This is a genomic window from Microcoleus sp. Pol7_B2 (assembly GCF_036701035.1).
In the GTDB taxonomy this organism is placed as follows: domain Bacteria; phylum Cyanobacteriota; class Cyanobacteriia; order Cyanobacteriales; family Microcoleaceae; genus Microcoleus.
The window spans coordinates 48,599-62,655 of sequence record NZ_JAUBQB010000036.1; the positions used below are offsets into that span (position 1 = coordinate 48,599).

Below are 14,057 nucleotides of genomic sequence, written 5' to 3' on the forward strand. Positions count from 1 at the left end.
GAAGACTAAATAGATTGTGTCACGATTAAGCATTTATTAGTTCGTTATAATGTCATTGCGAGCGCAACGGTCGGCGAAAATCGCAATCGTAAAGGCTCGTGGCTACCAACCCGTAAGGTGCGCCCTACGATGAGTGTATTACCAATTACGAATTACGAATTACCAATTACCGATTACCAATTACCGATTACCAATTACTAATATTATGTATTTGAAAACGCTGCACCTACGGCAGTTTCGGAACTACTTCGATCAAAAGGTAGCGTTTGACGCTCCCAAAACCATTTTAGTAGGAAATAACGCTCAAGGAAAATCTAACTTGTTAGAAGCGGTAGAGTTGCTTTCTACATTAAAAAGCCACCGGGTAGGGCGCGATCGTGATTTAATACTCGACTCAAAGCCGATCGGGCAAATTGATGCTACACTCGAACGCCAAACCGGAGCGATCGACTTAGCTTTAACTCTTCGCTCTGGGGCTCGTCGAACACTGAAGCTCAATGGTGAACCGCTGCGCCGCCATTTAGACTTTTTGAGCGTCTTAAATGTAGTGCAATTTTCTTGTTTGGATTTGGACTTAGTGCGCGGCGGGCCCGAAGGAAGGCGCAATTGGATCGATCGCCTCGTCATCCAGTTAGAACCGATTTACGCTCACATTTTGCAGCAGTATAACCAAATTTTGCGCCAGCGAAACGCTCTATTGAAACGTTCTAAAGAAATCAGGAAAGCGGAATTTTCCGACAGTTTTGACAAGATGCAATTTATCGGATCTGAAACTCCCGAAGACCAAAATATTGCAGAATGCCCAATGCCCAATGCCCAATGCCCAATGCCCAATGCCCCATTCCCAATTCCCAGTTCAGAATTAGCTTTGTGGGACGCGCAGTTGGCGACAGCGGGCGCTCGCGTCATCCGCAGGCGCGATCGAATTTTGGAGCGTTTGATGCCTTTAGCTCGAAATTGGCACCGTTCAATTAGCGGTTCAGCAGAAGTTTTAGATGTGAAATACGATGCTAATATTGAAGTAAGTTCGGAATTAATCGCTAAAGATAATCTCGAAGGAGTGCGACAAGCATTTTTAGAGAAAATTCAAAAAAGGGCGATCGCAGAACAGTTTCAAGGAACAACTTTAGTCGGCCCCCACCGCGACGACATTACATTTACCATTAACAATACCCCAGCTCGTCAATACGCATCCCAAGGTCAGCAGCGAACTCTGGTATTAGCATTAAAATTAGCCGAATTGCAGCTTATTGAAGAAGTCGTCGGCGAAGCGCCTTTACTGTTGCTCGACGACGTACTTGCAGAACTCGATCTGAGCCGCCAAAATCAACTTTTAGAAACAATTCAAGAAAGATTTCAAACTCTGATTACTACAACTCACCTAGGCGCTTTTGATGCTCAGTGGCTGCGACAAACCCAAATTCTCTCCGTCGTTGCTGGACAAATCAATCGATTTTAGATTTTAGATTTTAGATTTTAGATTGACAAATTTTCTGTTTCATGGTAAAGCTAGAAAAAAATTGAAAAATTGGCATTATTAGCTCAATTCGAGATAGGATAAAGGTTAATTTTGATTACCGCTTTCGCTTCCATTTTTCTAAACCTTATGAAGCATTACATTTCCCGTCTGTTAGCCCTGGTATTAGTTGTTGTCATCGGCGTAGCGGGCTGTACCAATGTTCCGGCCACTCTGAGTGGAGATTATGGCCAAGACACATTAGCATTAGTGAAGAGCTTGAGAACAGCGCTCACTTTGCCAGAGGGCACGCCGGAAAAAGCAGCCGCTCAAGCCGAGGCTCGCACAAGTATCAACGATTTTTTTGCTGCCTACCGCCGCGATCCCGCTCTTACCAAGCTGGCCTCTTTCACAACAATGCGGACGGCATTAAACTCTTTGGCCGGACATTACAGTTCCTATCCAAACCGTCCCGTTCCTGAAAAATTGAAAAAGCGTCTTGAGTCAGAATTTCAGCAGATTGAAGCTGCTCTTAACAGAGGAGCTTAATCTCAAAATTTAGGAGCAAGGATAAATTTTAATAATTCATCTTTCATCCTTGATATTTGAGTGTTAACAATTTTTAGTAGAAATATCAACTGCTTTTAGCGCCCACTGTACCAGGCGCTTTTTTATGCACGATTTAGGGAAAAAGTCCTGAGAAATCGAACTGGATATGATATCAAATCTGGGCTTTTTACCCCTTTTATTTTTGAGTCCGCGAAGGCGCGTGCCTGCGTGCAAACACTTAGGCAGAGGAAAGTTTGTATAACATAGCAGCGGTTTAATCACCGAGTCCTATCTTGCCCGATCGCCCTTATTGAATTTAAATAGCCGCCAGATAGAATTTGCATTGTGCGATCGACTTGTGCCATAACTAAGTCAACCGAAAAAAGTAGAAAATTTGTAGCTGCTTGTTGAGCGCGATCGCAAAAATGCGATCGCCACCCAATTTAAACCAGAAAACCCCATTCGATTCTCCCATGAAAATTGCACCAACTCGCATCGCGAATTTTCAACACCAGCGACGCTTTTTAAGTGCGGTAACTGCTGTTTTAACCAGTAGCTTCATCAGCCAGCTTGTTTGGCCGTTTATCGGAAATCAACCAGCTTTTGCCCAAACATCAGCCTATTGTCAATTATCCCAAGAACAGGTCAATCAAAAAGAAGACTTGCGCCGCGCCGCGCTGTCGGGAAAACGGGAATCTCAGCAAGCATATTTTGCTGTTTTGAACAAACACGCGCGGGAAATAGCAGAATGTCGCCAAAAGACTTGGCCGGAAACCCAAGCAGTTTGGCTGCGTTTGTATCCCTGCGATGTCAGACCCGGAGAACTCGATCGAGTATTGGACAAAGTTGTGAATAAAGGCTACAACCAAGTCTATGTTGAAGTGTTTTACGATGGTCAAGTGCTGCTCCCAGTCGCAGACAATCCTACGGCTTGGCCTTCTGTTTTGAGAAATCGCGGTTACGAGAAATACGATTTGTTAGAAAAGGCGATCGCCAAAGGCAAACAGCGAGGTTTAAAAGTATACGCCTGGTTATTTGCCATGAACTTTGGCTATAGCTATGCTCAGCGTCCCGACAGACAGCAAACCCTCGCTATCAACGGTAAAAATCAGACAAGTTTAACAGTAAGTGAATACGCAGCAATTAACGAGGACTTCGGAGAAGTTCCGGGCAATCAAGCCTTTATTGACCCCTACAACCCGCAAGCACGGCAAGACTATACTTTGTTAGTAAATCAAATAGTCAAGCGCAAGCCCCAAGGAATGTTGTTCGACTACATTCGCTATCTACGGGGCATCGGACCCGCTTCAGTTGCTACCAAAGTTCAAGACTTGTGGATTTACGGCCCAGCATCGCAGCAAGTTCTTTTGCAGCGGGCTAGCAATCAGCAAGGGCGAGATTTAATTCAGCGATATTTGACTAGAGGATTTATCAATACTAATGACGTTCAAGCAGTAGTCAAACAGTATCCAACTGAGCGAGAACCTCTTTGGCAGGGCCGAATTCCGCAGGTGATGTCAGTAGCAACTCCACCTTCTAGAAGGGAAAATGCCGCATCAAGAACAGCCTCAACAACTCCCGCCACTAACAAGCCAAACCCTGCAACTGCCACATCAAAACCGACACCGCGGCTTCCCGATACCGGCATTCTGCAAAAAGATTTGTGGAAACTAAGCGTTGCTCACGCAGTCCAAGGGATTTTAGATTTTTTGGGGGTAGCAATTCAACCAGCTCAAAGGATGGGAATTCCTGTAGGAGCAGTGTTTTTTCCCACTGCAAATCAAGCGATAAATCAAGGGGGATATGATTCGAGATTGCAGCCTTGGGACAGCTTTCCGGCTGCTGTAGAATTCCACGCCATGTCTTACGGAAATTGCGGTGATGTAAGCTGCATTGTGCCACAGGTGCAGCGGACAGTAAGTTTAGCGCCTGCGGGAGCAAAAATTATTCCTGCCATTGCTGGAGATTGGGGAAAACCTCTGAAAAATCGGCCGTCTTTGGAGATTCAAATGGCAGCAATTCGCTCGGCGACGCCGCAAATTAATGCGGTGAGTCATTTTGCTTTTGGGTGGCAAGAACCGGAGGATGAAAGGGCACGGCAAACTTGCCGGTTGTAAGGAGATTATTTGTAGAGATGCAGCTCGTGGCGTCTCTACAAGAAAGAATTTGTGCGATAATATTTGAAAAGGTTCTTATCTGCTAGGAGCGACATCCAAGTTTTAATAGGACAATACCGAATCATAATAAATATTAATACAAAGGAGTATTCCTTATGGTAGCTCAGCCTGAAGCCTACAACCAAGTATCTAACGAAGATACGACGTTTGATGAACTAAATTTTATGCAAGAGGAAGAAGATAACGATGCTGAACTTTATCAAACAGACAAATTGATATACGATCCTGATGAAATTAATATTTTCACCAGAGAACCAACCATCGAGCAACTTCTAAGAAGAATCAATGAGGAAGCTCTTGACTTAGCACCGGACTTTCAGCGCCATGCAAACATCTGGAAAGATGACGCTAAAAGTAGACTGATTGAGTCGCTCCTAATTCGGATTCCATTACCAGCTTTTTATATAGATGCAACTGATGAAGATAAATGGTTAGTTGTGGATGGATTGCAACGGCTATCTGCTCTCAAGCAATTTATGAGCGATAAAACACTTAGGTTATGCGGACTAGAATACTTAACCAATTTAGAAGGTAAAACTTATGATGAAATTGAACGCAGATACCAGCGTCGAATAGAGGAAACTCAGGTTACAGTTTATTTAATTGAAAAAGGTACACCTCCTGAAGTTAAATATAACATTTTTAAACGGATTAATACAGGAGGATTGCCAATGACTCCCCAAGAGCTTCGCCATGCTCTCAACCCCGGTAAGGCAACAAAGTTTTTAGCTAAACTTGCTACATCTAATGAATTCCAGCAAGTTACTAAGCTGAGTAAGTTGCGTAAAATGCGGATGGACGATCGGGAATTTATACTCGGTTTTTTAGCCTTTACGCTTACATCTTATAAAAATTCTCAATCTGAAAAGAGAAATTTATTTTTAAGTAAAGCATTATCTAAGGTTAATAATATGTCTGAACAGGACTTACAAGTAATAGAAAATAATTTTACAAAAGCTATGATTGCAGCATGGCAAATTTTTGGGAAAAATGCCTTTCGTAAAATCTCCCAACACCAAACAAAAATGTTTCCAATAAATAAAGCATTGTTTGAAGTTTGGTCTGTTAATCTCAGTTTACTTAGCGACGAGCAACTTAATATATTGAAGCAGCACAAGGAGCAATTGATTGAAAAATTTAGAAAATATGTAGATAGCGATCGAGAGTTTCTGACTTCTATCTCTCAGGCAGCGGAAAAAATTGAGTACAGATTTAAGATAATTGAAAAAATAATTCAGGAGGTTCTGGCATGATTACTTCGCTGCAATTGCTCAATTTTAAACCTTTTGCAAATCAGTTATTGGAATTTAAAAAGCTCACGCTATTTTCTGGTTTAAACAGCACTGGTAAATCTTCTGTTATGCAATCTCTGTTGCTCCTGCGTCAATCTTATCAACAGGGTTTATTGCCAGAAAAAGGGTTGGCGCTTAATGGCGATTTCGTGAATGTGGGTACTGCTAGAGACGCACTTTTTGAGGGAGCAAAAGAGGACTTAATTGGTTTTGACATTGTTTGGGAAAACAACAGCGAAGGGCTATGGCGTTTCAAATATGACCAAGAGGTAGATGTGTTGAACATTGTCTCGAAACCAGTTACTTCGGAAGTGTATAAATCGAATCTTTTTGGCAATAATTTTCATTACCTTCAGGCAGAACGGCTCGGACCGCGCCCATTTAATGAAATGTCAGATTACCAAGTACGACAGCTCGGTCAACTGGGTATCAAAGGCGAATATGCTGCTCATTTTCTTGCTATTAATGGGCGTGAGGTTATCCCTAATAGTAACCTCAGCCATCTAGAGGTAAAATTCAAAAGGCAAAACCTGGAACAAACCCGTAATAAATCAATGGATTTAATCGACCAAGTTGAAGCATGGATGGGAGAAATTAGTCCGGGTACGCGCCTCAAAATAGACGCCAAATCCGATGTCGATTTGATGAGTTTTCAATATTCCTATGGAGATAGCAATCCTTACCGTGCAACTAATGTGGGATTTGGAATTAGCTACACTTTACCGATTATTGTAGCGGCACTTGCATCAACACCTGGTACAATCATTTTAATTGAAAATCCTGAAGCGCATCTCCATCCAAAAGGACAAGTTAAAATGGGTCAATTATTAGCTTTGGCGGCTAGCGGTGGCGTTCAAGTTGTGATAGAAACTCACAGCGATCATGTTTTAAATGGGATTCGCCTTGCGGTTCACGGGGGCAAAATTGACCCGAAAGATGTTCAGTTGCACTACTTCCACCGTGACAATAAAGAAAAGGAAAGACAAGCTGTGACTGAGGTAATATCGCCAAAAATCGATCGCAACGGACGAATTGATCGCTGGCCGAAGGGTTTTTTTGATGAGTGGGACAACAGCTTGGAGATTTTGTTGGAACCTGCGGTGGAAGGAGAATAAGCGATGGATTTGGAGATGGTGTTTAATGAACTGTCGGCGCGAACTCTTGCTCCTGATATTTCTACAGCACGACAATGGATGTCAGAATTGATTAGGACGATGGTTGCAGCTCAACGCTGTGGGCTGAAGGGAATTCGCATTCAAGCAGATTTTCATGCTATGATTCTTGCTGAAAGCTATCCTCTTTCTCTTTGGCGTAATGATGATAAAGTTAATAGAGAAGAGCGGACTTTTCTAAAAACGCTGGCAACTAAAACTCCTTTATCTGTTGATATTTCTGATGTAAGTATTAAAATAAAAGTAGAAGCTCCCGATTGTGAGTTTAGTTTGCAGGGGACTCAAGCAGAAGGATTTAAAGTTTCTTATTACCTTGAAACATTGGCAATTAGTCTGAATTCAGAGTCATTGTGGAATAGCAGTCGCCTCAATTTAGAACTAATACAAATTGACGACAATGGGGAGCTGATAGAAGAAAGTGTAGAGGTTCTTCATGCTAGTCAGAAAAACCACGTTCTCGAACACGGTGATTGGATTAAGAAACGTCAGCAAACAGCGGTGGTTGATGGTTTGGAGCTTTGGAAACGTCGAGCTGAGTTATTCTCCAGCCTGGAATTTTGCGATCGCGTCAGCCAACAGATAGAAAGCCTTGTCGATCCGAAAATGTTACGACAAGTTGTCAGAAAGTTATTTGAGCTTGATGAATTATCTAAAAGCTGGACAGACGGAGCGCTAAATTTGGATAATCTTCCTAGTAAGGCATCTCCAGAGAGTGAGTCAAGACTTAAGCAGCTTAGAGAGCAACTAAATATTCAGTGTCTTGACGGGAAAAAGCGTATTTTCAGCTTGCACATCCGCATGACACCGGGAGCTTGGCGACTCCATTTCTGCACAGAATTAGGCCCCGGAAAGATAATCATTGGGTATATTGGCCCCAAAATAGAATAATTTACAGCGAATTGTGCTCGCAAATCCCCATAAACAGACATCTCACCAAAATTAACTTACTCGAAATTTCATCTGGGTTCCGAAGCGTTCATCGGCAGTTAAAAATCCCTAATCGGCTAAACTTATTAATAACAATAAAACCCTTTATTAATTATAAAAATACAAAAACTACAAGCAAGAGATATCAACCTCCGCTATCTAATCGATAACTTCGGCTTGCAGCGAGTTCGTAACAGTGAATTTTTCCGAGAATGGCAAGAAAACTTGCCCGAAGTAACAGACTCAGAAAAACAATTGCTCGATCGCGTCCAAGACATATACTTCAACTTGGTAGACAACCCGCCTGTATTGGACAATGCAGTCAAGCTAACAATCATCAGCCCTATTTTATTTATTGCCGGTCTGTATGAGTCCCCTTTTCCAGTCAAAGCCGAAAAGTCGATATCCATTCAACAGGAAGACGAAGGCAGAATCATCGAAGGCACAATAGATATCCTAAATATGAAAGCAAACTTGTGGGTGACAGTAATTGAATCCAAACAACTTTCGTTTTCAACTGACAAAGCACTTGCCCAACTCCTGGTATATATGCTGGCCGATCCCAATCCTGAAACTCCTACTTTTGGAATGATTACCACAGGCGCTAACTTCAATTTTGTCAAGTTAGTTAGAGGGGAAACTCCCCAGTATGCGCGATCGGCGGAATTTGTTATTTCCAATCCCGGCAATGAATTGTACCGGGTTTTGCAGATTTTAAAACGCCTGAGTCAACTTCCCGACTAGCAATAAAAGCCATTTTGAGTTATCTTTCAAAGCAGACAATATCTAATATCTCAAATTTCAAACTGGTGCGAGCATGGTAAATTACTCGATAGTCGGCGCTGTGGCAATAGCTTCTGTCTGCTGGGCAGAAATAATACGAGACTTTTATCACGTCGTGTCCCATTATTGGACACCCCTGCAAAAGCTGCACACTTGGCATCACCGCGTTTTCCGCCCTAATTTGACCCCCGTCAGCGAGACAATTTACAAGCAAGCACACTGGCGTCACGACGTGCCCGAAGCTGCGGCGATGATGGTTTTGGGCTTGTTGCTGTGGGGTGTAGCTTATTTTGGGCTGCCGGAATATCACTGGGGCGCAGCAGCAGGCTGTATTTATACTTTAGGCTTTTTGTTGAGCGCGATCGCCCGCGGGTGCGGCATCAAAGGCGCAGACGAATTAACCGACATCACCCACCAACCGGGAGACTTCCTGACTCCCCCTGGCAAGTGGTTAGTTAATAAACCTTATCACTGGCGGCACCACTTCGACAATCAAAATGCTTACTATTGCGGTACTTTCACCTTAATAGATAAACTTATGGGTACAGCACTTTCTCTCAAAGGCAAAACTGTAGCCGTCACCGGTGCATCGGGAACTTTAGGTCGTTCGCTACTCAAACACCTGCACAAAGCTGGTGCAAAAGTCATCGCCCTCACCTCTGGAAATGAGGAAATTACTTTGAATTTAGACGGCGAAAGTTTACCTATAAAAACCATAACTTGGCAAGCTGGCCAAGAGGCAGACTTAGCCCTATTTTTAGAAAAAATTGATATTCTCGTCATCAATCACGGGATTAATGTACACGGAGAAAGAACAGGAGAGGCGATCGCAAACTCCTACGAAATTAACACTTTTTCGGCGTGGCGGCTGATGGAACTCTTTTTCTTAACAGTCCGCACTAACGAAAACATCGCTTGCAAAGAAGTCTGGATCAACACTTCCGAAGCAGAAATAATTCCCGCTGTCAGTCCCCTGTACGAACTCAGCAAACGCGCCCTGGGAGATTTAGTCACCCTGCGGCGGCTAGACGCGCCCTGCATCGTTCGCAAACTGATTTTAGGGCCGTTTAAAAGCAACTTAAACCCGATCGGCATTCTGTCTCCAGATTGGGTAGCGCAGCAAGTTGTCAAACAAGCTAAAGCCGATGCGCGCAACATCATCGTGACAATTAATCCTTTGACTTTTATCGTTTTTCCAGTCAAAGAGTTTTTTGTTTCTCTCTACTTCCAAATCTTCAGCCGGAAAGCGATTTCAGAGATTAAAGCAGCGGCGGTTTCGGAAAAATCTAGCGTTGAATCTAAGATTAATTAATGAACAAGAAACCCGGTTTTTTACATAAACCGGGTTTCTAACTTGGGATGTAATACCCCTTTGATTCTTTTGTCCCTCTCTGGGGAGACTAAATTTTGTTTAGGATCGGTTTCAACAGCCGAGTCTTATCTAATTACTAACCTCAGCCATTTCAATTACCCGGCCGTCATAATCCTTGACCAAAAAATTCAGTGGCTTTTCCCGGCGAATTTTATAACTAATGCCGCGAGTTTGTACCCTCATCAATAGCTGATCCAAACATTCGCGATCGAAACAAACGTGACGCGGGCGATTTTTTTCCCCTACACCGGCCCCGCTAATAATGTGCAGTTGGGTATTTTTCATCAACTGATACCACAAACCATCCGGACTCCCCATCGTTTGAGAGCTCGTTGCCCTCCCGACATTCGGCGACAAATACAGCGGATCGATACCAGTGGTCCCCAAAGTTTGCTCGTAATTGTAGTAGTAGTGCAGCGGCACTTCTGCTACGGGCAGGTTTAGCATACCTTCATAGAACTCCCTCGCTTGCCCGAGATCGGATACCATCACCGTGTGTACCTTCGGAGCACTGGTGAGAAACATCCACATCGCCCCCGCATAGGCGGCCAGCAGCATTACCATAATCCCTTGAGTCGAAAACAAGCTGTCAAGGGGCAGGGATGGCAAGAAAGAACTCAGGTGTAAAGGGTGAAGTCCAAAAGCAATAAAACTAACTGCTAGAGTCATGAATTATAAGAAAGGGTAAACAACGAAATTTATCAAGATTGCAGTCGCGATCGCCCGCGAGACTTAAACTATTAGCTTAGCCATCTATGTTAGCAAAAACTAGCGGTTAAGCCCTACCCGATGAAAGTCTTTGTATACGGCACACTCAAACCGGGGGAGTCCAACTACCTCCGCTACTGCGAAGGAAAAGTTGTGGATGCTTGCCCCGCGATAGCCCGCGGTCAACTTTTTGCGCTGCCGATCGGCTATCCTGCGATGATGGCCGGAGATGGTACAGTCTGCGGCTTTCTCCTCAGTTTCGCAAACTCGGCTATTTTGGACGATTTAGACCGATTGGAAGACTATCATCCGCTGCGGGAACCGACACAAAACGAATATCAGCGACAGGAAATCGAAATCTTCGATCCACACCTCAAACCTTTAGGCACGGCTTGGGCTTACTTCATGTTACCCGATCGCGTTCGTTCCCTAGGAGGCATCTGGCTGCCCGACGGCAGGTGGGAAAATCGGTTTTTCACCAAATAAGGTGGTTAATGCCGATGAGCTTAGGAAAGTGCCATTGCAGTGGGCGAAGGCGGCTCGAACCTGTAACCGTAACCCCGAATAGTTTTAATAAACTGCGATCCAGTAGCATCAACTTCAATCATTTTCTTGCGAATCTGACCGATATGTACGCTAACAACTTTCTCTTCTCCTGTGTCGTTGCAGTTCCACCCCCAAATTTTTTCAATTAGCTGTTGGCGACTCCAAGATTGACGGGAATGACTTGCCAAAAAATACAGGATATTAAATTCCAAGGCTGTTAACTTGATAATGCGATCGTGGAGTGTTGCTTCCCGGCGCGCTGAATCGATCGCGAATTGATCGAATACAATACGTGATGGAGTCACAGGTCTCATCCGTATCAACACAACTTCTATACGAATTGCCAACTCTGCCAAACCAAAGGGTTTACAGATATAATCATCAGCATCGGCGGACAGGACTTTAAGTTTATCAGCTTCGTCTGTGCGACTGCTTAGCATGATCACAAAAACATTAGTACGGCGCTGCATTTCTTGGCAGAGGTGATAGCCTGTAGTATCCGGCAAATTCCAATCGAGAACTACTAGCAGTGGCTTTAATTTCTCAAACAATTCTAAAGCGGTCTCGCCATCTGCTGCCGAATCTACTTGATATTTCTGAGTTAAAAAACGATGAACTAGAGTGCGGATGGAAGCGTCATCATCCACCACGAGAATCTTGGGAGTAGTATCAGTAGTCATAACAAAAAAGTTTCTTTTTGTTGTCAATTTAAAGCTGGGAATTACAGAACAGCTTTAGTCAAGGATAAACCCCAGCTCGCTCCAAATAACTGGTAATTCTTCAATTAACTTAGCTTGGAGGTCAAAAGGCTCTCCCATATCCCAAATTTTGAATTCTAGGCGTTCGTTAAATACGGTTATTTCAAGGTTGATCGGAGTTGCCAAGGGCAGATTTTTATGAGCGTGGCGAACAGCATTTGTAAACCCTTCTATCGTAGCAAGTTTGCACTGCTGCAAAACTGCTTCGGGAATGGGTAGATACTCTAACTGCTCGACCCACCATAAAACTTGAACAACACTCTTGAGGTCACTATTGAGTTGAAGGTGAATTGTTTTAATTGGCTGGTTATAAGTTTGACAAGGTTGGTAATTTCGTTGCTTTTTCCACCCCAAAATAAAGGCATTCCACAAGTCAAGTACCCGCTTTAAATAACCAGATTGAGGCGGAGGTTGGGGTGGTATTATACCTGGATGAAAATATTTCACAATTAATAGACAGTTTCGCTCGTCAGAAGTGCGTGTATAGCTTAGCTTATCGGCAATTTTGCTAATAAGTTTTATGCCTATTCCCCGGGAGGGAATGTCATTTATACTATTTTTCATGTTGCTATCCTTTCTCATTATTTAATAGGTAATTTTTAGAGACACAACAGAATGGCATTCTGAAGGGTTAATTTGGCCTGATTTATGCCTGACTTTTCCCGTATGCCGTGCAGTTGTTGTCAGGATCATTTTCTCTTTGTTGCTGGGGTCTTGACAAACTCAGTTTGCGATCGCTAAACTGATCTAAAATTGACATTGACAATTAGAGAAGTAAATTATATAATGACGACCCTCAAAGCCTCTGAGGAGGGATTAGTAAAAATTAAGCAAGCTAGAAGAGAAAGGGGCTCGACAATAGAAGACCCCAAATGGTTAGTAGAAGCTAGTCAAAAATTAGAACCCGATCGAACTTGGACAGAGGCAGGCCCTTATGCCGATGGTCTGTCGCTGCCAACTTGGAGGCGTTTTTTACGAGGACAAGAACCCATTAAAGCCAATGCTTTCAAGGCTTTCTGCACGGTTTTGCAGTTGAATTGGGAAGAAATTGTCGATCGTCCTCCACCAGAAAGTACGCAGCCATCGAATTTAGACATTGATTCGGTAGTGGAAGAGATCCGGCAAAAATGCCACAGCAAAATCCAACAGCTTTACAGCAAAATGCAACTGTTAGATATTGCACAGCCCGTTGATGTCAGCAACCTCTACGTTGAAGTCAACATTTTGGAGGAAATTACCAGTTGGCAGCCGGGAGAAATTAGCGACTTACTGAGAGACTTCAATCCAGATGCGGATAACTTTAACCGCTTAGGTTTAGGTAAAGTACGCCAGAAACGAGTATCAGGATTGGATGCGGTGAAATCTCACTCTAAATTGATGGTACTCGGCAAACCTGGTTCCGGTAAAACTACTTTTTTGAAACACATCGCCATTCAATGCGATCGCGCAAAATTTGAAGCACACAAAATACCGATTTTTATCTCTCTGAAAAACTTTGCTGAAATCACTAATTTTGACTTATTAGAATATATCAGCGATGAATTTGCCAGTTGCGGAGTTGAGGCGCGATCGCAAACTGAATTCGCACTCAGTCAAGGCAGAGGTTTGATTCTATTGGACGGCTTAGATGAAGTGCCAGAATCAGATAGCGATGCAGTCGTCAGACAGATTCGTCAGTTTGTCCAGAAGTATTACAACAATCAGTTTATTATTACCTGTCGAATTGCCGCTTCTAAGTACAGATTTCACGAAGCAGGATTTACCTGTGTTGAGGTAGCCGATTTTAATAACAAGCAAATCGCTGCCTTTGCTTGCAATTGGTTTGTGGCTTTTTCCCAGAATATGGAGACCGGGAAAGCTTTAGCATCTCAATTTTGTGAGCAGCTAAAAATGAAGAAAAATCAGCAAATCCGAGAACTGGCAGTAACGCCTATCTTGTTGAATCTGACTTGTTTAGTATTCCAATCCAAAGCAGATTTTCCATCCAACCGAGCCAAGTTGTATGAGGAAGGACTGGAAATTATGCTCAGAAAATGGGATGAAAGCCGAGGCATTCAACGGGATGAAGTTTATCGTAATTTGAATTTTTGCCACAAGCAACATTTACTTGCTTTTGTGGCTGGTATTACTTTTGATAATGGCGATTATTTTTTTGAAAAAAACACAGTTCAGCAATTGATTGCCGACTATCTGGCTAACTTACCCGATGGCATAACTGACCCCGTCGTTCAGTTGGAGAGCCAGGGTGGATTTATTGTGATCGGATGATTATATAATGGAAGGGGCGATCGTCCCCTAGCGGATCCCGCTTGACCAT

At 43.3% G+C, this 14,057-nt stretch carries 13 protein-coding genes; 10 read left to right on the plus strand and 3 right to left on the minus strand.

The window, feature by feature from the left end; genetic code table 11:
* Positions 1–205: 205 nt before the first annotated feature.
* The 8 genes from QUA57_RS15295 to QUA57_RS15330 all read left to right on the plus strand — a co-directional run bounded on the left by QUA57_RS15295 (position 206) and on the right by QUA57_RS15330 (position 9,668).
* A complete protein-coding gene (locus QUA57_RS15295; RefSeq protein ID WP_333062026.1) occupies positions 206–1,459 on the plus strand; it encodes a DNA replication/repair protein RecF in 1,254 nt (417 codons plus the stop codon).
* Positions 1,460–1,606: 147 nt separating this feature from the next.
* Positions 1,607–2,005, plus strand: a complete 399-nt coding sequence (gene psb27, locus QUA57_RS15300; protein WP_242717360.1) for a photosystem II protein Psb27 — start codon at positions 1,607–1,609, stop codon at positions 2,003–2,005.
* A gap of 473 nt (positions 2,006–2,478) precedes the next feature.
* Positions 2,479–4,122: a family 10 glycosylhydrolase gene (locus tag QUA57_RS15305; RefSeq protein ID WP_333062023.1), complete on the plus strand. Its 1,644-nt coding sequence runs from the start codon at positions 2,479–2,481 to the stop codon at positions 4,120–4,122.
* A gap of 155 nt (positions 4,123–4,277) precedes the next feature.
* Positions 4,278–5,435 carry a DUF262 domain-containing protein gene (locus tag QUA57_RS15310; protein WP_333062021.1) on the plus strand — a complete coding sequence of 386 codons (1,158 nt, stop codon included), beginning with the start codon at positions 4,278–4,280 and terminating at the stop codon, positions 5,433–5,435.
* Entirely contained in the window at positions 5,432–6,589 is a 1,158-nt protein-coding gene (locus QUA57_RS15315) for a DUF3696 domain-containing protein (protein ID WP_333062019.1), read from the plus strand. The genes QUA57_RS15310 and QUA57_RS15315 overlap by 4 nt, the downstream gene beginning before the upstream one ends.
* 3 nt (positions 6,590–6,592) lie before the next feature.
* Positions 6,593–7,534, plus strand: coding sequence for a hypothetical protein (locus QUA57_RS15320; RefSeq protein WP_333062016.1), 942 nt, complete (start codon positions 6,593–6,595; stop codon positions 7,532–7,534).
* 216 nt (positions 7,535–7,750) lie between these two features.
* Positions 7,751–8,317 (plus strand): restriction endonuclease subunit R, encoded by a 567-nt coding sequence (locus QUA57_RS15325; RefSeq protein ID WP_445304481.1) that lies wholly within the window; start codon positions 7,751–7,753, stop codon positions 8,315–8,317.
* A 73-nt stretch (positions 8,318–8,390) separates the two neighbouring features.
* A complete protein-coding gene (locus QUA57_RS15330) occupies positions 8,391–9,668 on the plus strand; it encodes a bifunctional sterol desaturase/short chain dehydrogenase (protein ID WP_333062014.1) in 1,278 nt (425 codons plus the stop codon).
* A gap of 129 nt (positions 9,669–9,797) precedes the next feature.
* Here QUA57_RS15330 and QUA57_RS15335 read toward each other — a convergent pair whose 3' ends face one another.
* A complete protein-coding gene (locus QUA57_RS15335) occupies positions 9,798–10,397 on the minus strand; it encodes a glyoxalase-like domain protein (RefSeq protein ID WP_333062012.1) in 600 nt (199 codons plus the stop codon).
* Between the two features lie 120 nt (positions 10,398–10,517).
* On the opposite strand from QUA57_RS15335, the gene QUA57_RS15340 reads away from it, so the two are divergent.
* Positions 10,518–10,922, plus strand: coding sequence for a gamma-glutamylcyclotransferase (locus tag QUA57_RS15340; RefSeq protein ID WP_333062010.1), 405 nt, complete (start codon positions 10,518–10,520; stop codon positions 10,920–10,922).
* Between the two features lie 20 nt (positions 10,923–10,942).
* Here the strand turns inward: QUA57_RS15340 and QUA57_RS15345 are convergent, their stop codons facing one another.
* Together QUA57_RS15345 and QUA57_RS15350 are read right to left on the minus strand one after the other, a co-directional pair.
* A complete protein-coding gene (locus QUA57_RS15345) occupies positions 10,943–11,662 on the minus strand; it encodes a response regulator transcription factor (RefSeq protein ID WP_333062008.1) in 720 nt (239 codons plus the stop codon).
* Between the two features lie 54 nt (positions 11,663–11,716).
* Positions 11,717–12,304 carry an ATP-binding protein gene (locus QUA57_RS15350; RefSeq protein ID WP_333062006.1) on the minus strand — a complete coding sequence of 196 codons (588 nt, stop codon included), beginning with the start codon at positions 12,302–12,304 and terminating at the stop codon, positions 11,717–11,719.
* Between the two features lie 222 nt (positions 12,305–12,526).
* Here QUA57_RS15350 and QUA57_RS15355 point away from each other — a divergent pair, with 222 nt between their 5' ends.
* Positions 12,527–14,008: an NACHT domain-containing protein gene (locus tag QUA57_RS15355; RefSeq protein WP_333062005.1), complete on the plus strand. Its 1,482-nt coding sequence runs from the start codon at positions 12,527–12,529 to the stop codon at positions 14,006–14,008.
* Positions 14,009–14,057 lie beyond the last annotated feature (49 nt).

Coding starts and splice junctions, on each gene's coding strand:
- QUA57_RS15310 (WP_333062021.1), top strand. CDS start 4,278: ATGGTAGCTCAGCCTGAAGCCTACAACCAAGTATCTAACGAAGATACG.
- QUA57_RS15350 (WP_333062006.1), bottom strand. CDS start 12,304: ATGAAAAATAGTATAAATGACATTCCCTCCCGGGGAATAGGCATAAAA.
- QUA57_RS15340 (WP_333062010.1), top strand. CDS start 10,518: ATGAAAGTCTTTGTATACGGCACACTCAAACCGGGGGAGTCCAACTAC.
- QUA57_RS15295 (WP_333062026.1), top strand. CDS start 206: ATGTATTTGAAAACGCTGCACCTACGGCAGTTTCGGAACTACTTCGAT.
- QUA57_RS15320 (WP_333062016.1), top strand. CDS start 6,593: ATGGATTTGGAGATGGTGTTTAATGAACTGTCGGCGCGAACTCTTGCT.
- QUA57_RS15345 (WP_333062008.1), bottom strand. CDS start 11,662: ATGACTACTGATACTACTCCCAAGATTCTCGTGGTGGATGATGACGCT.
- QUA57_RS15335 (WP_333062012.1), bottom strand. CDS start 10,397: ATGACTCTAGCAGTTAGTTTTATTGCTTTTGGACTTCACCCTTTACAC.
- QUA57_RS15330 (WP_333062014.1), top strand. CDS start 8,391: ATGGTAAATTACTCGATAGTCGGCGCTGTGGCAATAGCTTCTGTCTGC.
- QUA57_RS15355 (WP_333062005.1), top strand. CDS start 12,527: ATGACGACCCTCAAAGCCTCTGAGGAGGGATTAGTAAAAATTAAGCAA.
- psb27 (WP_242717360.1), top strand. CDS start 1,607: ATGAAGCATTACATTTCCCGTCTGTTAGCCCTGGTATTAGTTGTTGTC.
- QUA57_RS15305 (WP_333062023.1), top strand. CDS start 2,479: ATGAAAATTGCACCAACTCGCATCGCGAATTTTCAACACCAGCGACGC.
- QUA57_RS15315 (WP_333062019.1), top strand. CDS start 5,432: ATGATTACTTCGCTGCAATTGCTCAATTTTAAACCTTTTGCAAATCAG.